The sequence below is a fragment of the Anaerolinea thermophila UNI-1 genome (assembly GCF_000199675.1).
Lineage (GTDB): Bacteria > Chloroflexota > Anaerolineae > Anaerolineales > Anaerolineaceae > Anaerolinea > Anaerolinea thermophila.
In genome coordinates this window covers 2,650,945-2,666,974 of sequence record NC_014960.1, presented here as the reverse complement: position 1 = coordinate 2,666,974, position 16,030 = coordinate 2,650,945, and the positions used below count along the sequence as shown (strand labels likewise).

Here is a 16,030-nt window from a genome sequence, read left to right as displayed (position 1 = left end):
CTTACGTTCCGCTCACATTGACGCTCACGTAGCCGCTCACGTAGTCTTGCCTAGAAGCGCTACAAGGCGTCTGTTTTTGTGGGGTGGCTATGTCAGTATCCCCCTGGGAAAACGCCCGCTCAGAATGCGTCTAAAACGGTTGTTATAACAAGTCACAAGGAGGTACACTGTGGATGAGACAAACCGCGGAATTAGCCCTGAGCAGGCTTGGAAAAGCGCCCTGGAACAGATACGCCAGGAGATGTCCAGGGCTGCCTTTGATACGTGGGTTGCAAGTGCACAGCTGATCGGCTGGGAGAACAGTTGTTTCAGGGCTAGCGTGCGCAATGCCTATGCACGCGACTGGCTGGAAAGCCGTTTATCGGGCACCCTGAGGCGCAAGCTCAGCGCACTGATGGGCTCTGAGCAAGACGTTGAGTTTGTGGTCTGGGATGAACCTGCCCCGGTGACGCCGTCCGCAGAGACGGCCGAGGAGAGCCTTGAGATCGAGGGGGTTAGCGATGAAACCCTGTATCAGGAACTGGTGCAGCCGGACAGGGTGATCACTCTACCGGGGTACTTTCGGCGTTGGGTGGGGGTGCTTGGTCCTGAACTGGCGTGGATGTACGTGGCGTTTCGGCAGGCGGCGTACTACGCCGAGCGGGGGCGAAAACATGGGACAAGTCAGGTGCACTTCAGCGGCAAGCAAATTGCCGCGCTGTGCGGGATCACGGAGCGAACGTTCTGGAATCGGTCGGCTAAGGCGGAGACGTGGGAGCGCTTGAGAGGGCTAGTGGAGCGCGGTGATGGGGGCACTGGGTGGCGGCAGGAAGATGGCCGTCCGGTTCAGACCAGTCATCGCTATCGGGTGTGGCTGAGTCTGCCGCTGACGCCACAGGATACAGCACGACTGGTGCGGTGGCTGAAAGTGAGCCTTGAGGGTGGAGTGCGCAGTTTGCTGGAGCGCGCCGGGTTACTGACACTGAGTGAGCTGGAAGACTTTGAGGGGGATGAGATTGGGCGCCCGATGAGTGTGCGCCAGATTGTGCACGCGGTGGCTGGCGCGCAAATGGGACGAGAAGAGATTGAGGCGCTGGTGGCCATCGTGCAGGAGCGGCTGATGCCATCCGGAGACATTCTGATGATCACCCACTTTTTCCTGGAGCAGGTGCTACCGCGGCTGGGAGCGGGACCGGCATGGCTGTACGTGCTGTTGCGGGATCGTTGCTGGGAGGGGAGTGAGCCGCGGGACGTTGTGCGCATCGAAGGGGGGTATGCCGAACTGGCGCGCTGGCTGGGGCTGTCGCGCCCGCTGACGGTATACGAATGGCTGAACACGAAACCGTCCCTGCTATGGGCATATGTGCGTCCAGTGGAGCAAGAGCGGCGTTGGAGCGGGGACAGTAAGTGGGATATACCGCGCTACTTCCGGGTCTTGCTGAGCGATTTTCCGCCGGAGTACCTGAACCTGAAGGACGAGGAGGCCGTTCGGGCGTACTTTTCTCGGGATCGCTTTACGCTTGGGGTGCGTGAGTTTGAGCCAGAATTGTTACGCGATTTTCATAGTTTGGTTACGCAATTTTCAGAGTTTGGTTACGCAACTTTCATAGTTTGGTTACGCAATTTTCATACCCCAGTTACGCAATTTTCAGAGTTTGGTTACGCAACTTTCATACCCCGGTTACGCGATTTTCATAGTTTGGTTACGCAATTTTCAGAGTTAAAGCTCTTAAACTCTGGTTTAAGCTCTAAAGCTCTGGTTAAAGACCAACCCCCCCCTTTAATCCCCCCCCTCCAAACGCAGACAAGCCCACCTGCGGACGAAGTCAACAGGTTGGTTGGTGTCCGCTTTGGGTGGGAAATTTTAGAGCACCTTGGAGTCAATCCGGAAGTGCAAGAGCGCATGGCAGAAAGCGGGATTGAACCGTGGATGGTGATCTCCTGGTTGCTGTATGCGGCAGGGCGAAAGACAATCCAGGATCCACTTGCCTTCGCTGTTGCGCGGGTGCTGAAACGGAGGCAGGGAGCGGGGGGCGAGCATGATGTTCTGGCGCAAAACCCCCTGCAGCTGGCCGTGCGGCTGAGGGAGATGGATCTTCCGGCAAGGTTGAAGCAGGCGCTGCTGGGGGATAATCGTCCCTCGGGCAACACAGTACTGGACAACACTCATCGTCGCTACGTGGAGGGTGTATATGCGGACTTCATCGAGCACTAACTTGCAAGAGCAATTGGGCGCTGAGCTGGTCGTGGGGTTGTTGCAGAACATTCCCACGGCTGAGTTGGAAGCCGCGCTGCTGGACGAGAGCCACCCGCTGGCGAAAGACCTGCAAACGGCGGTGAGCGTTGCGGTGGACGCCGGGCGGAACTTGTCGCGGCAAATTGCGGTCATGGCGTTAGAGAGCGTCCTGCGGGAACGGAGGGCGGATGAACGCTAAATATCTGCCGGTGGTGGGCAAGATCATCCGCCATGCGCGGCGGGTGCTGCGGGAGTTAGGACCGGGTCATGCCGAGATGGTGTACCACCGGGCGCTGCTGCACGAACTGCGGAGTGCAGGCGAGACGGTTTTGTACCAGCCGCGCTTGAAAGTGCGCTACAACGGGCAGGCGGTGGGTGAGGTGGTGCCGGATCTCCTGGTGCGCAAGGGCAATTCAACAGTGCTCATCGAGTGCAAGTTGGCTAGCCAGGAGTTTGAGCAGGCGGACTTTGACCAGTTGCGGCGGTACTTGCGAGCCTACGAGGGCGATGCGGTTGGGCTGCTGTTGGGTTTTGGCGGAGAGCGGTTAGAATTCCGGCGGGTGTGGCTGGAGAAGCGGGAGGAAACGTGAGATTTGCAAACCGGGTGGTCTTGCAGGGGTATCTGGAGATTGAGCGGGCGGAGCAAATTGCGCTGGACGAAACAAGCGAACTGTCCGCGCCGGTGCTGCACGGCTGGCTGTGGACGGACGCGGCGGGGCTAGAGCGCCACCGGGTGGTGCTGGCGGACAAACCCGCGCTGGGGCTGCTGGAGATGCTGCGCAAGTTCAACCCGACCGAGGGGGGCAGCGCCTTGGTGAGCATCAACGGCAGCCGATTCGAGGTGGCGCACCTGGACGGCAAGCCGTTTGTGGCGGTGGAAGGGCGACTGCTGGACGGGGTGGTGGATGTCAAGCACGTGACCCTGCTCTCCACGCCGGATGCGGGGTTGCTGCGCCTGCTGACGGATCACCGCCTGCGGGAGATTGTGTACGCCTGGGAGGAGATCCGGGAGGCAGATCGTGCGCTGATGTACCGGATCGTGCGCGAGATACGCCAGATGCGAGATGGCGAGCCCCTCAGCCTGACGGCTTTGGGGCAGGGAGCGCCTGACGGCGCTTGGGGCGGCCTGACGTCCACGCCCCCCGCTCCCCGGCGCGAAGCGCCAGGGGATTAGGGGGCGGGACGGTGAGTCCGCTGGAGGAATTGCGCAAAAACATGTGGATTGAGCGGAGGTGAAACCTTGAACTTGCGAGACTGGCGCTGGTATGCGGCCTACGGGCTGGTGATCGGGCTGGTGGTGCTGGGAGTGTGGCGGCTGCTAGCGCCGTGGGGGTATGATCCCGGCTTTTTGCTGGGCTTCCTGCTGACGCAGGGGGCGGCGGTGCTGGTGGGTTTTGTGATGCACGAAGGGCTGCACCTGTGGGCGGCGCTGACGCAGGGGGTGAGCGCAGGGAGCGTCAAGGCGGGATGGTTCAGGTTCTGGGTGCTTGAGCCGGTGGAAGTGGGGACGTACCGGCGGATCGTGCTGGCGCCGCTGATGCTGCCGGTGCTGGTGGGGCTGCTGCTGGCGGTGGTAGCGCCGGTGCGGTTGGCGCTGAGCGCGGCGCTGCTGTGGCTGTTGGGGAGCGCCGATGATCTGGCAGATTGGGTGCGGCTTTGGGGGGTGAGCGGGGCGGTGACCAATCGGCCCGGGGAAGGGCTGAGGCTGGAGGCGAAGCGATGAGCGATTTGGAGCAGTTTGAGGTGTGGCTACAGGAGCAAGACCGCTCGCCGGTGACGGTGCGGGGGTACATGGCAGATCTGCGCGCCTTTGCGGCGTGGTTTGAGCAGACGAACGGCAAGGCGCTGGGGGTGGAGGAGGTGACGCCTGCGGATGTGCGAGAGTACCGCGGGTGGCTGCAAGCGGTGAAGCGGGCAGGTGCGGCAACCGTGCGCCGCCACCTGATGGCACTGCGGGCGTACTGCCGCTGGGGGGTGGAGACGGAGCGAATAGACCGGGACCCGACGGCGCGGGTGAAGTTACCGCGGGAAGAAACGCTCTCCCCGGGATGGCTGGCGAAACAGGAGCAGTACCGCTTGCTGCGGGAAGCGGAGCGGGCGGTGAGTGCGGCGGACACCCCGACGCGGCGCAGGCTGGCCGTGCGGGACCGGGCGCTGGTGGTGTTCTTGCTCAATACCGGGCTGCGGATTGCCGAAGCGTGCGCCTTGACGGTAGAGGACGTGCAGATCGGCGAGCGATCGGGCTGGGTCGTGGTGCGCGGGGGCAAGGGAAATAAAAGCCGCAAGGTGCCGCTCAACGTCGAAGTGCGGCGGGCACTGAACGCCTGGCGGGAGGAGCGGGGGGACGGTGAGGGGAGCGTGTTTGACCTGACGCCCTCGGGAGCGTACCGTCGGCTGGTGGAGATGGGACGCCGGGCGGGGGTGGAAGTGCACCCGCATACGCTGCGGCACACGCTGGCCAAGAACCTGGTGGATGCCGGGGTCGGGCTGCATGAAGTGGCGGCGCTGCTGGGTCACAGCAGTTTGAACACCACGCGGGTGTACGTGACGCCTGGGGAACGGGATTTGGAGCGGGCGCTACAGGTGCTGGAGGGGTAAAACATTTGTTCGGTGGAGGTACGATGAGTTACGCCTTTCGCAGACACGACTACAACCTGAACGACTTTGAACGCTGCCCGGAGCACGGCTGCGTGATGATGCAGGTGCAGGATTTACCGCCGGTGTGCCTGATCGAGTGGCTGCTGGAAAAGGCCGCCGAGCGCACGGTGCGGGATGTGATTCTCCGTGAGCAGGGGGAGTACGACCTTCCGGCGGTGATTCTGGACAACGGCTTCCTGCTCCCTGTGGAGCAGGTGATCCGGGTGCGTCCTGCCGCGCCAACGGAACTGACTCTGGAAGAGGTTGCGGGCTGGTACGTGGCAGACATTCTCTCCATGCCCGGCAAGGACGCCGTGGCGGTGGAACTGCTCCCGCCGGGGGCGGTGGTGGACGAGGAGCCGGGTATCCTGCTCCAGTTGAGCGTGGATATTCTGCTCTACCTGCTGTTTGACCAGGAAATCCGCAAGGTGGAGCCGTGAGGGAGGTGCGAAATGGAAAACTGGGATGAGTTGCTGGAGTTGATGCGTCATTTTGTGAAAGAGGAGCCGGAGACGGCAGCCCAGGTGCTGGCGCGTCTGGCGACGAAGTTTGAGGTGACGTTGGTGGTTCATCGTCAGGAGAGCGCGCCCGAACGGGTAGAGCGGTGGGTGGTAACGGTCAGCGAGGTGGTAGGGCCTGAGGCGGAAACGCATTGAGGCGAGTGAGGCTGACAGATGAGCGCGGGACTGATTGTGATGCACCCCCAGGGCATGGTCATTATCGCCGATAGTCGAAAGATGCGCGGATGTGAGATTGTGTCGGATCGTTCGAGGAAGGTTTTTGTTTTCGAACGGGTGGTGGTGCTTCATGTGGGATATGCGGGACTGGAGGGAGAACTGGAGGCGTTGATGTTTCGTTTGGAGATCCGGGCAAAGGAGTGGGATGCGCAAAGCCTGGCGTGGAAATTGCTTGAGGAAGCCGAACAGATCTGGGGAGAAAGATTGGGAAAAACCGAACCGGTATTATTTTTCGTTTGCGATGTGGTGGAGAGGGTAAAGCGGTGTTATCGGGTGGAGGTGTCCCAACACGAACGCAGCGTGGAGGGCTGGACGATGAAGTATGAGAGGATGGTCAAGACCGTTGCGGTGGGTGATGAAACCTTTCAAAATCTGGTCATGCAGACTCGTCTCATGGAAGGAGCGGCGGATTTGCATGAGGTGGTGAGGCGCGGGCGTTTTGCGGTTGAGGAAGCCGGGCGCTGGGTGGAGATGCGAGATGGATGGACATCGTTTGGCGGCGAGTGCCAGACGGCGGTCATCCTCAACACGGGAACAGTGATCTATCCCGCAGGCTAGAGGCGGCAGGGTCAGCACTGCCCGATGGCGCGCAAACCGCCGGAAAGGCGGGGAGAGAGGGGGGAAAGGGATAGGGGGGCTGGCCTGAATCACCAGTTTTTACGAGTGGGACAGTAGCCCCACTTTGCAGATTTGTAAGTTTCCTTGCGGGCAAGAGTAAATATTCGTATGCTGGAAGGGATGAACAGAATTAGCAGAGCCAAAAAAGCAAGCACTTTGCCACGAGGACATCAGTGGATTGCATGGCGGTGGAACAGTCAGTTCTGGCCGCGCGTCATCATGGCGGTGAAGACGCTGGGAGAAACGGGCGTTTCCACTGCGCTGGATTTGCTGCTGTTGCTATCTCAAAAAACCGGGGTTGAAATGCGCGCAAATTCCCTGCGCAATGTCGTTTATGGCGCGCTGGCGGATGAGCAGGTGTCCCACAAGATGGTGGATCAATTTTCGGTTCGGCTTTCCGGTCTGGGTGGTTTTTTTACGATGAATGTTTTGCAATTAACCGACTACGGCAAAGACCTGTGCCGGGCGCTGGGGGTTGAGCCGGTGGAAAGCGACTGGGAGAAAATCATTCGCCTGCACCGCGGCGAGGAACAGGTGGTACACGGGGGAGCGGTGCTATTTGCTGCCTACCAGGCACGACTGCGGGGGTGGAAGGCAGAGGTTATGCCGTTCGACCCGCAGGAAACGCCCTGGTTTCAGCCCGACCTGAAAGTGACCGACCCTGAGGGGTGGTTCTACTACTGCGAGGTGGAAACCCGCTCACGTGATAACCCCGATAAATGGGCGAGAATGCGGCAGGCAAATCTGATCGTACCCACACCGACCACACGGCACTGGATGGTGCGGAGGTTGAAGGACATGGGCATTCCCGGACGCGCCACCGATTTGCGCACGCTGGCACAGCAGGCAAAGGCGGGCGATTTGAGCCGGTTCTGGCTGGAGAAGTGGTGATTAACACACACCTACTTGACACACTAAAAAGATATGTATAAAATAAACGCGGTGAGGTGTGTCATGAACCTGTATAGAGCGCAAATTATTCTCGAAAAACAACAGCACGAACAGTTGAGTCAAATCGCCCACGAAGAGGGCAAATCCATTTCCGAGGTGGCGCGAGAATTGATCCGCCTTGCTCTGCGGGAGCGTCAGCGCCGTCAGATGGAGATGGCTGCCCAAATCCTGCAGGAGGATTACCAGAACGACCCTGAATTGACCGCTTTCACGGCGCTGGATGGAGAGGATTGGGATGAAACGCGGTGAAGTCTGGCTGGTCAATCTCGACCCAACCCTGGGAGCGGAGATGCGCAAATCTCGTCCGGCGGTGATCGTTTCCAGTGACCTGGTGGGTGTTCTGCCCTTGCGGGTGATCGTTCCGCTGACCGACTGGAAAGAGCGTTACAGTGTGGCGCCGTGGATGGTGCAGATAAAAGCCGCATCCAGCAACGGGCTGGACAAAGACTCGGCAGCGGATTGTTTTCAGGTGCGTTCGGTTTCGACCATGCGCCTTGTGCGAAAAATTGGGAGACTGTCTCCCGAAGACATGGAGAAAATTGTTCAAAGTATTCAACTGGTAGTTGAGGCATGAAAAACGCGATTCTCTTTGCTCTTTTTCTCACTCTGCTGACTGCTTGCGCTCCGCAGGTGGTTGATAACGCTGGGCTAACGTCAACCGTGACCCTCACAGCGACCGCAGCGGCGTCTGCTACGCCAACCCCAACCGCAACATTCTTGCCAACGGCAACCGCAACGGGGTCTCCCACGCCGACCGCTACACCAACCCCAATGCTGATTTCCCTGCCGGTGACCAACGGGACGCCGGTTCCCGATCTGCCCTATGAGGTCATCACGGCGGAGAACGTCCACCGTCTGCGCGAGATTGCCCGCTACGGCTACCCGCGTCTGCTGGACGAGAACCCTTACCGCCTGACCGCAGACGGGAAGACGATCGTGGTGGGAACGACCGCCGGGATCGAGTTCTACGATGCCCGCACCCAGGCAAAAAACGGCGGGTTCGAGGTGGAGTTCCTGCGGGCGTTCGACATGAGCCCGGATGGACGCTTTATCCTCACCCGGGCCGGGGACACCCTGACGGTGTGGCGTCAGGACGGGCAGAAGGTGCGGGAGTTTGCGCTGGAAGCGGGAGATGCCTGGGCGCTGAATGCGGTGGCGCTCTCTCCCGACGGTTCCCTGCTGGCGGTGCAGCGTCCGAGAGGGCAGGTGGTGGAGCCGGACAGGGTGGACGTGTACCGGGTAGAAGACGGCAGTCTGGTGGATACGGTGCGCGGTATGGGAGCGCAGTTTTCCCCGGACGGGAAGTACCTGGCGACGGTGTTCGATGCTTCCGTGCGGCTGTATCCGGTAGCGGAGTTGGGACAGGGCTGGGAGAAGCGCCTGCCCAGAGAGACCCTGCCGTGGTGCGGTGAGGACACCTGCGGGCTGGTCTTCTCGCCGGACGGCACACTGGCGGCAGTGGTGCGCGCCGGGCGGGTGGATGTGTACCAGGTGGAAACCCGTAAACTGGTGCGGCAGGTCAGCGGGTGGGAGGTGCTGGATCGGTACACCCTGCCGCAGGTGCAATTCGCACCCGCTGGTGAACAGGTGCTGATTGTTGTCAAGGCGAAGGCGATCCTTGTGGATATTGCCAGCGGGAAGTGGCTGATGGATGAGGACGCCCCGGACGGCTTTCTCTGGTTCGATGACGAGAAGATGCGGGAGTTCTCGTGGAAGACGGAAGGAGAGATTGAAGGAGAGATTGGGGAATTATTCAGCGTCGAAGACGATGGGACTGTGAGGTATCGTCCCAAAGAATGTGTTGCCGTTGATGAACATCTGAATTGCTATACCTTGCTCCAATCCGAAAACGGGTGGCAATTGCTAAAGAACAAAGAAGTTGCGGTTGAATTTAGAGTACCCGCAGGATATGCTATTGGCAGTTGGTTGGATAACGGCGTGACAATTCTCAACGACTTTGCGGTTATCTCTTGGTTTATGCAAGTTAAAAGCGAGTATCCTCCTCGCGGTTTTGCTGTTTTTGACTTGAAAAACGGCAAGCAGGTGTTTTCTTCACCAGGCACAATTGCCAGGTTTTCGGTAAGTCATGAATTTGTCAGCGTTGGGTATGTGCAGGATAATCTTTACCATGTTCTGCTGGGGAACAAAGGCGCATTCAAAAAACTCTCTTATTCTGATTACTACTTTCACACCCTTGACAGAGAAGGACAGAGGTTGTTCCTGTTTGGAATGTTCAAGGGTTTGGTGGTTAATTTATCAGATAACACAACCAGTCGAGTCGAGTTGCCATTAGGTGGGTATGGCAGGGGTAGTCAAGCCATTGTTTCGGAACGTGCCAATCTAATTGTGGACAATCTGTATTGGTGGAGAATCCCGGGTATTCGTTTTTTAGACCTGAACAATTTCCTGAATGCAGGAAAAAGCGATCCTGTGTATGTGTTGCCTTTACTGGATGGCGGGTATCCCTTCTCGAGTTTCATGTTTTCTCCAAACGGGCGGTTCTTTGCCACCCAGGCAGACGGCTTCATCCGTATCTGGGCAGTGGTTCCGGAAGATGCGCCTGTAAGGTGATTGTAAGGTCTTTTTCGGGGTGATCTTACGCCGGGTTCATTTGCGCCCGGCGTAATTTTTTGGTATGCTTTTGGGTAGACGTGAACCCATAGCCCGGTTGTACGGGTGGTCTCCGCTTTGAAAAAGCGCCCACACCTTTCGGGTGTGGGTTCTTTTCGTTAACGCCAGTGATAAACGGAGGTGAAGATGCGAAAAACGATTGTGTTCATGCTTGCGCTGGTGCTTCTGGCAGGGTGTTCGCTGCGCGCCACACCAACGCCGACTGCCGCACCCCGCCCAACGCCTACGCCGACCGAAGAGGTGCGGTATTACCCAACAGTTTCACCTGATATCCGAACCAGTTTAGTCAATCAATTACCATCAGATACTTTTCCAAGCCGTTATTACGAACCGCCTGAAGGGAATTACTTTGTCGCAATGACGGTATCTACGGGAGAAACCGGTCAAATGACTGCCGGAAAGTGGACATTGGATGTTCTCTGGGTTTATGAACGAAACGCTAGTGTTGTTTTTTATCCTCTCGTCCTCGGAGTATGGGACGGGAATACCTACACGCCCTATCTCTTTCCAGCCTACGATGAGTTTCCGACAGACCGGGAATCGTACTTCCGCTATCTGGACGACAATCGCATTCTCGAAAGAGGACGTTTGATTTTTCCACGAGTTCAGGGAGATTTCGTTAGTCGGACTGGAATTGATTGGCAAAAGTGTGGAGAGAGTACATTCTGTCAGGTTGGGCGTTTCATGCAGGAAACTTACAACCTGGATCGCGTTGTTGAACTGGGAATAGTTGGAGTTAATTACCCCATTCCAGAGGGTTGGGCTTTAGCCTGGTACTGGATCCCGTCAACCGAGAAAAACACAATGCCGGGCTTTGATAAAGTGGATTTACCTGGAGGTGAATGATGACCATCAACTGGCGTTTCGTGTTCAGTAAATTCTGGCAGATTACCCTCATGGGGCTGCTGATAGCCGTCGGTATTGCCCTGTTCCCGCAGGCACAGTGCGCCGTGGCACAGACGTGTGATCGTCCATCCGATAAATGGTGTGGCACAGGCAAATGCTGCGACTTTACGGGTGGGATTAAGTACGTTACACGTTGCAATGGACCCACGTATGCTACTCAGCCTTATCGGTGTAACCCGTCATCCGGAAACTGCAACGTAACTGATTGGATGGGGTGGCCGTATGAAACGCGGATTTACAACGGGCGGACGCAGGCTCATTTGCCAGACTGCGTGAATGGAGTGTGGAAGGAAAATCAAGTTTGGGCGTATGTAGATTGCTGCTACGGTTCCACTGGTGGTGGAGGCTGCACGCCCTCATACGCCCCCCCGACGATAGACGACACCTACACGGTGGATCCGCCGTACCCGGTGCCGTGGCGGCAGGAGCAGCCGCCCTACGGTGAGGCGTTGGGGATGACCATCAACGACATCAAAGCCCACGGTGGGGCAGATACCGCCTGCGGGAGCGGACAGGCGAATATCACCAGCCTGACCGTGTGGGTGGAACTCACGGAAGAATCGCGGGACTGGATCGTGTACACGCTGGGACAGCGCTATCCGGGTGCGCACGTGCTGGGTGAGTACCCGCAGTACCCGGAGCGCCCGGACGATCCTCTTCACCCGTATGCTCACTGTGCCTGGACGTATGGGACAAGCGGCATCAACACCCCGAACGCCGAACTGGACTGCCGCTTTTTCCGCCCGTGGGATCCGGGCGACTACACCGTGCACGTGACCGCCTGCCAGTCAGATGGCAAATGCACCACGAAGGTGCTGCCCAACCCGATCAAGGTCTATCTGCTGGAAAGCCGACTGCTGGCGCCGGAGCCGTGAGGTGGGGCATGGAGTGGTACACGCCGTTCGTTTGGATTGCAAACGGATTGCTGGCGCTGGTGTGGCTGCTGGTGGAGCACCTGTGGCAGGTGGGGCTGGCAGGCGCGCTGGGGTATGCCGTCCTGCGTGCACCGGTGAGTCAGCAGCGCTGGACGCTGGGGGTGGCAGTGCTGGCGCTGCTGGCAGGGCTGCTGGCGCCCTTCCCGGTGGCGCTGTTCCTGCTGGTGATGACCCTCGCCGGGCTGCTCGCCGTGCGGCTGGAGCGGTTCAACCCGCAAAACACGCACTGGATGCTGGTGCGGGGGCTGGGGCTGTACGCCCTGACAGGTCTGGGCTTTGCCGCCTACCGCGAGTGGCTTCTGCCCGCCCTGAGCGCCCCGGCACTGCTTCAGGGGCAGGCCTATCTCAACGCCATCGCCTCGATTGCGCTGTACCTGCTGCCGCTGGGGTATCTGGCACTGCTGGCGCAGGGACTGCTGGTACACCCGCCGGTGCAGCAGGACGCAGATGAGATCATCTACCACTTTCGTTCACGGGGGAAGCCATGATCAGAGTGCTGGACAACGGACTGCATATCGAAGAGGGCGTACTGCGGTACGCCTGGTTCCGGCTGGAGACGCCGGAAGGGGAACGCTACCGCTGCGTCGCCTTCCGTGAGTTAGCCAGCGTGCCGTATGACGTGGCGCGGGACACCGACACGCTGGGCAGACAGTGGGCGGCGCTGCGGGGCGTGTACAACGCGGGGGTGGATTACCTGTACACGGCGCTGGGAATATTTCACCCGGAGCATGTGGGGATCGTGCAGCTGTACGGGGCGGCGGGAGAAGGGGAAAGCCGGGAGACAGCGGCGTCACTGGCGCTGGAAGGCGCGGCGGCAGTGCAGGCAGCCCTGGCAAACTTCCCGCAGTCGCAGACCCGACCGCCCGATCTGCGCTGGATCGAGTGGTATCTGGAGTTCGTCACGCGGCGGGCACGCAACGTGCTGGCACTGCTGGGACATCCCGACCCGCGCGCCAGCAAGCGCGGACTGGGAGCGGACGGCAACCTGCCGGACTACGCCGAAGACGACCTGGCGGAGGAACAGAACGAAATTCTGTTTCGCGGGCTGGCAAAACTGCGGCAGGATTTCGTCTTCCAGGTGGCGGCAGAGCACGTAGACCGCAAGCGCCTCTCGCGGGCGCTGGTGGAAGTGGCGCGGGTAGCGAGCCAGTTTGCCAGTCGGCGGCGGGGAAGTGTGAACATCGGCTTCTCGCTGGGCATTCCCCTCATGGCGGCGCTGGGGCAGGCGGTATCGGGCGGACAGGGCGGTTCGAGCGCGGTGGCGCACTCAACCGCACAGGGGACGTCGCACGGCTGGGGGCAGGCGCACTCGGACAGCCACAGCGTGGGCAAGAGCGAAGCCTGGACGAACGGCGGTTCGGAGACGCACAGCGTGGGCACGTCGTGGGCGAAATCGGTCTCGGAGGGACAGTCCTGGTCGCACACCGAGAGTCACGCCACCACCGATTCCAGCGCCACCTCGACCTCGGTAGGCAGCGGCAGTTCCTGGTCAAGCGGGGGGAGCATTTCCAGCGGGGTCTCGGGAAGCCACACGGAAAGCGCCGGGAGCGGGACGACCCTCTCGCACGGCACCTCTTCCGGGGTGAGCACCTCGACGGGAGAAAGTCTGTCCCATTCGGCAAGCATGAGCACGAATTACTCGGCAGACGCCAAAATTCTGGGCGTGGGCGGCGGGTGGAGTTCCGGGGTCAGCGAGGGCTATTCGGGAACGCAGTCGAGCAGCCAGAGCGTCTCCAGCGGGACCTCTGAAGGGGTGGCGGTGAGCAGTACGCAGGGGACGGCCGACTCGAGCGGATGGAGCGCGGGAGCCAGCCAGTCGTGGATGAGCGGGGGGAGCAGTTTCTCCAGCACCACCACGATGAGCGGACACGCCGAAACGCACGGCACTGCCGACAGCGTGGGTGGATCGCATGTCGAAACCACCACGGTGGGCGGCAGCGAATCGTGGTCTCAGTCGCGCATGTGGGCGCACACAACGGGCAGGAGCGAATCATGGGGCACGACCGACACCACCAGCGAGCAGTACGGGCGCAGTTACGCCGAAGGCGAGAGCGCGGCGCAGGGGGTATCCCGCATGACCGGGCAGGCGTTTACCGGCGGCTTCTCCACCGGGCTGGTGCCGGGGGTGAACGTGGGACGTTCGTGGCAGCTGGAGGACGACGTAGCCGACCGCCTGACCGAAATCCTGCGGCAGTTCGAGGGGCTGGTCAACCAGGCGGCGGCAGAGGGCGGCTTCATGACGGACGCGCTGCTGCTGGTGGACACGGAGGAAGGCGCGCGTGCCGGGGAGACGCTGGCCAGTCAGGCATTTCACGGCACGACCGTACCCACCCCCGTCCTGACGGTGCGGGCGGACGACCCGCGCGTGCGGGAGCACGCCCTGGCGTTCCTGCCGTATGCGGAAGCCGACCCGAACGACCCGTTCGGCGGGGTGCTGTGGACGAAGTACGGCACACTGCTCACGGCAGGGCAGCTGGCAGCCTACACCGCGCCTGGACTGGTGGAGGAGAGTACGGCGGTGGTGACGATTGCGCCCACCCCGAAAGGGCTGACCTTCTACCCGAACATGCCCGGGGACGTGGTGCTGGGACACCAGTACAGCCCGCTGACCCGCGACCTGACCCGGGCGCAGGTGCGGCTGGACGCGGAGCGCCTGTTCCACACCATGTTTGCCGCGGATACCGGCTACGGGAAGAGCGTGGCGGCGATGCGCCTTGCCTATGAGACCACCCTGAAGTGGCATTTGCGCACGGTGGTGCTGGACTTCGGCGCAGGCTGGCGCAGTCTGCTGAACGCCCCGGGACTGGAGGGGCACGTGGACATCCGGCAGTTGTGGCCGACCGCGGCGCGCCCGCTGCGCTGGAACCCGCTGCAAATCGGGAGGAACATCAACCCGGAGACGCAGTGGCGGGCGTTTGCGGACATCTTCGGAAGCGTGGCACGGCTGGGTGTGAAGCGGCAGAAGCAGGAACTGCTGGACGCCCTGCGGGCGGTGTACCTGCAAGCCGGGGTGCTGGTGGACGACCGCGAGGTGCGCGGAGATGCGCAGTGGGGTTTCGTCCAGGCGGATGAGGTGGAGGTGGCGGAAGCGCCTGCCGGGACGCCGCTGGGAGAATTGAGCCTGACGCAGCGGCAGCGGCTGGCGGTGTACCGTTCGAGCCGGGTGGATTTGAGCACGCTGTACCGGCAGGTGGAGGAGAAACTCTCGCGGGTCAACCCGCGGGACACCATGCTGACGGGCGTGCTGGAGGGGATTCTGTACCGCATGAACGCGCTGGTGCAGGGAGCGGCGGCGGCGCAGTTTTCCGCCGGGCCCGACTGCGTGCCGATGGAAGACCTTGCCAAGCCGTGGGGGGTGGCGATCATCGAGGGCGGGATGTTCCTGGACGACTTCGGCAAGGCGTTCCTGCTGGGCTGGGCAGGCTGGCACCTGTACACGGACATGGTGGCGCGGCGGGTGCATGAGGTGAACACAGACGAGCCGATTTTGCAGATTTTCTTCGAAGAAGCCAACAAGATTTTTGCCGGGGTGGACGCCGGAGGCGGAGACGACGAGAGCGGCGGAGTGAGTTTGAGCCAGCGCTTCGGGGACATGTTCCGGGATGCGCGCAAGTACAAAGCACGCCTGCACGTCATCACGCAGGCGCCGAGCCTGATCCCGCAGGACATTATCTCTTCCTGCAACAACCTGGTGGTGGGTTTCCTGAAGAACCCCAAAGACAAGGACATTGTCCTGAGCGGGATTGCGCGCAGTGAGAAGGGCTTCGTGGATGAGCCCTGGCGGCGGTTTCTGGCGGACTTGCAGATCGGCATGTTCCTGGGGCGCTTCCCGTATGCCTTTGAGCGGGAAATGCAGCAGCCGTTCCTGTTCCGACCGCTGGCGGTGGTGGCTCCCGAACCGACGGATGAAGAGATTGCCGCAAAACTGGGGAGGATTACGTTATGAGCGATTGGAGAACCGATAAACAAACAACATTCGAGACCCTGACGCTCTCCACGGCGTGTTTCATCTGGGTTGTTCTCACTCTGCTGCTGTCCGTGGCGTATGTCGTCTGGGTTGTCTTCAATGCCGGAGGCTGGAAATGAACAAACCGATCGTGGTCTTTCTTTTGCTGGCGGGAGTCCTGCTGGTGGGACTGCTGGCGGGAGAACTGTCCGGTGCAGACAGACCGGTGGATCCGCAGCCGGTGAGCCTGAAGACGCAGCCCGCCACGGCAACGCGCACCCCCGGATGGTGGAACGGGGTGGCGACCTGGACGCCCAGCCCGACCGCTGACCCAACCCGGGAGGTCACGGAGACGGTGGAGGGACGGTCTACGCCCACGCCGCAGCTGGACATCCCGCCGGTGCGCACGGTGGAGATGCCGACCCCACAACCCACATGGACGAGGAGACCGTGA

At 60.8% G+C, this 16,030-nt stretch carries 19 protein-coding genes; all 19 read left to right on the top strand.

From position 1 onward, the window contains the following. Positions 1-169 precede the first annotated feature (169 nt). Positions 170-2,194, top strand: a complete 2,025-nt coding sequence (locus tag ANT_RS12115) for a DnaA N-terminal domain-containing protein (RefSeq protein WP_013560814.1) — start codon at positions 170-172, stop codon at positions 2,192-2,194. After that, a complete protein-coding gene (locus tag ANT_RS12110; protein WP_081460262.1) occupies positions 2,172-2,414 on the top strand; it encodes a hypothetical protein in 243 nt (80 codons plus the stop codon). Before ANT_RS12115 ends, ANT_RS12110 begins: the two co-directional genes overlap by 23 nt. Further along, entirely contained in the window at positions 2,404-2,805 is a 402-nt protein-coding gene (locus ANT_RS12105) for a GxxExxY protein (protein WP_013560812.1), read from the top strand. The genes ANT_RS12110 and ANT_RS12105 overlap by 11 nt, the downstream gene beginning before the upstream one ends. Further along, positions 2,802-3,389 carry a hypothetical protein gene (locus tag ANT_RS12100; RefSeq protein WP_013560811.1) on the top strand — a complete coding sequence of 196 codons (588 nt, stop codon included), beginning with the start codon at positions 2,802-2,804 and terminating at the stop codon, positions 3,387-3,389. Before ANT_RS12105 ends, ANT_RS12100 begins: the two co-directional genes overlap by 4 nt. Positions 3,390-3,455: 66 nt before the next feature. Beyond that, complete coding sequence (locus tag ANT_RS12095; protein WP_013560810.1) at positions 3,456-3,938, top strand: hypothetical protein; 483 nt, start codon at positions 3,456-3,458, stop codon at positions 3,936-3,938. Then, on the top strand, positions 3,935-4,813 hold the full coding sequence (locus tag ANT_RS12090; protein ID WP_013560809.1) for a tyrosine-type recombinase/integrase: 879 nt from the start codon (positions 3,935-3,937) through the stop codon (positions 4,811-4,813). The genes ANT_RS12095 and ANT_RS12090 overlap by 4 nt, the downstream gene beginning before the upstream one ends. A 23-nt stretch (positions 4,814-4,836) precedes the next feature. Then, positions 4,837-5,292, top strand: coding sequence for a hypothetical protein (locus ANT_RS12085; protein ID WP_013560808.1), 456 nt, complete (start codon positions 4,837-4,839; stop codon positions 5,290-5,292). Positions 5,293-5,304: 12 nt separating this feature from the next. After that, on the top strand, positions 5,305-5,508 hold the full coding sequence (locus ANT_RS12080) for a hypothetical protein (RefSeq protein WP_013560807.1): 204 nt from the start codon (positions 5,305-5,307) through the stop codon (positions 5,506-5,508). An 18-nt stretch (positions 5,509-5,526) separates the two neighbouring features. Then, positions 5,527-6,147: a hypothetical protein gene (locus ANT_RS12075; RefSeq protein ID WP_013560806.1), complete on the top strand. Its 621-nt coding sequence runs from the start codon at positions 5,527-5,529 to the stop codon at positions 6,145-6,147. A 180-nt stretch (positions 6,148-6,327) separates the two neighbouring features. Then, entirely contained in the window at positions 6,328-7,098 is a 771-nt protein-coding gene (locus ANT_RS12070) for a hypothetical protein (RefSeq protein WP_197534062.1), read from the top strand. A gap of 63 nt (positions 7,099-7,161) precedes the next feature. Continuing rightward, a complete protein-coding gene (locus tag ANT_RS12065) occupies positions 7,162-7,407 on the top strand; it encodes a hypothetical protein (protein ID WP_013560804.1) in 246 nt (81 codons plus the stop codon). After that, positions 7,394-7,732, top strand: coding sequence for a type II toxin-antitoxin system PemK/MazF family toxin (locus ANT_RS12060; protein ID WP_013560803.1), 339 nt, complete (start codon positions 7,394-7,396; stop codon positions 7,730-7,732). The genes ANT_RS12065 and ANT_RS12060 overlap by 14 nt, the downstream gene beginning before the upstream one ends. Further along, on the top strand, positions 7,729-9,729 hold the full coding sequence (locus ANT_RS12055; protein ID WP_013560802.1) for a WD40 repeat domain-containing protein: 2,001 nt from the start codon (positions 7,729-7,731) through the stop codon (positions 9,727-9,729). Before ANT_RS12060 ends, ANT_RS12055 begins: the two co-directional genes overlap by 4 nt. Positions 9,730-9,915: 186 nt before the next feature. After that, positions 9,916-10,635 carry a YdgH/BhsA/McbA family protein gene (locus tag ANT_RS12050; protein ID WP_041455022.1) on the top strand — a complete coding sequence of 240 codons (720 nt, stop codon included), beginning with the start codon at positions 9,916-9,918 and terminating at the stop codon, positions 10,633-10,635. Positions 10,636-10,955: 320 nt separating this feature from the next. Next, complete coding sequence (locus ANT_RS17140; RefSeq protein ID WP_231854280.1) at positions 10,956-11,570, top strand: hypothetical protein; 615 nt, start codon at positions 10,956-10,958, stop codon at positions 11,568-11,570. Between the two features lie 8 nt (positions 11,571-11,578). After that, the gene (locus tag ANT_RS12040) at positions 11,579-12,118 is read left to right on the top strand and encodes a hypothetical protein (protein ID WP_013560799.1); all 540 of its coding nucleotides are present in this window, start codon (positions 11,579-11,581) and stop codon (positions 12,116-12,118) included. Beyond that, positions 12,115-15,576 carry a serine-rich protein gene (locus tag ANT_RS12035; protein ID WP_013560798.1) on the top strand — a complete coding sequence of 1,154 codons (3,462 nt, stop codon included), beginning with the start codon at positions 12,115-12,117 and terminating at the stop codon, positions 15,574-15,576. Before ANT_RS12040 ends, ANT_RS12035 begins: the two co-directional genes overlap by 4 nt. Continuing rightward, positions 15,573-15,716 (top strand): hypothetical protein, encoded by a 144-nt coding sequence (locus tag ANT_RS17590; protein WP_013560797.1) that lies wholly within the window; start codon positions 15,573-15,575, stop codon positions 15,714-15,716. Before ANT_RS12035 ends, ANT_RS17590 begins: the two co-directional genes overlap by 4 nt. Further along, entirely contained in the window at positions 15,713-16,030 is a 318-nt protein-coding gene (locus tag ANT_RS12030) for a hypothetical protein (RefSeq protein WP_013560796.1), read from the top strand. Before ANT_RS17590 ends, ANT_RS12030 begins: the two co-directional genes overlap by 4 nt.

Excerpts from the sequence above, each read along its gene's own strand:
- ANT_RS12075 (WP_013560806.1), top strand. The coding sequence starts at position 5,527 with ATGAGCGCGGGACTGATTGTGATGCACCCCCAGGGCATGGTCATTATC.
- ANT_RS12070 (WP_197534062.1), top strand. The coding sequence starts at position 6,328 with ATGAACAGAATTAGCAGAGCCAAAAAAGCAAGCACTTTGCCACGAGGA.
- ANT_RS12065 (WP_013560804.1), top strand. The coding sequence starts at position 7,162 with ATGAACCTGTATAGAGCGCAAATTATTCTCGAAAAACAACAGCACGAA.
- ANT_RS12035 (WP_013560798.1), top strand. The coding sequence starts at position 12,115 with ATGATCAGAGTGCTGGACAACGGACTGCATATCGAAGAGGGCGTACTG.
- ANT_RS12060 (WP_013560803.1), top strand. The coding sequence starts at position 7,394 with ATGAAACGCGGTGAAGTCTGGCTGGTCAATCTCGACCCAACCCTGGGA.
- ANT_RS12040 (WP_013560799.1), top strand. The coding sequence starts at position 11,579 with ATGGAGTGGTACACGCCGTTCGTTTGGATTGCAAACGGATTGCTGGCG.
- ANT_RS12050 (WP_041455022.1), top strand. The coding sequence starts at position 9,916 with ATGCGAAAAACGATTGTGTTCATGCTTGCGCTGGTGCTTCTGGCAGGG.
- ANT_RS12110 (WP_081460262.1), top strand. The coding sequence starts at position 2,172 with ATGCGGACTTCATCGAGCACTAACTTGCAAGAGCAATTGGGCGCTGAG.
- ANT_RS12055 (WP_013560802.1), top strand. The coding sequence starts at position 7,729 with ATGAAAAACGCGATTCTCTTTGCTCTTTTTCTCACTCTGCTGACTGCT.
- ANT_RS12090 (WP_013560809.1), top strand. The coding sequence starts at position 3,935 with ATGAGCGATTTGGAGCAGTTTGAGGTGTGGCTACAGGAGCAAGACCGC.
- ANT_RS12030 (WP_013560796.1), top strand. The coding sequence starts at position 15,713 with ATGAACAAACCGATCGTGGTCTTTCTTTTGCTGGCGGGAGTCCTGCTG.
- ANT_RS12080 (WP_013560807.1), top strand. The coding sequence starts at position 5,305 with ATGGAAAACTGGGATGAGTTGCTGGAGTTGATGCGTCATTTTGTGAAA.
- ANT_RS12105 (WP_013560812.1), top strand. The coding sequence starts at position 2,404 with ATGAACGCTAAATATCTGCCGGTGGTGGGCAAGATCATCCGCCATGCG.
- ANT_RS17590 (WP_013560797.1), top strand. The coding sequence starts at position 15,573 with ATGAGCGATTGGAGAACCGATAAACAAACAACATTCGAGACCCTGACG.
- ANT_RS12085 (WP_013560808.1), top strand. The coding sequence starts at position 4,837 with ATGAGTTACGCCTTTCGCAGACACGACTACAACCTGAACGACTTTGAA.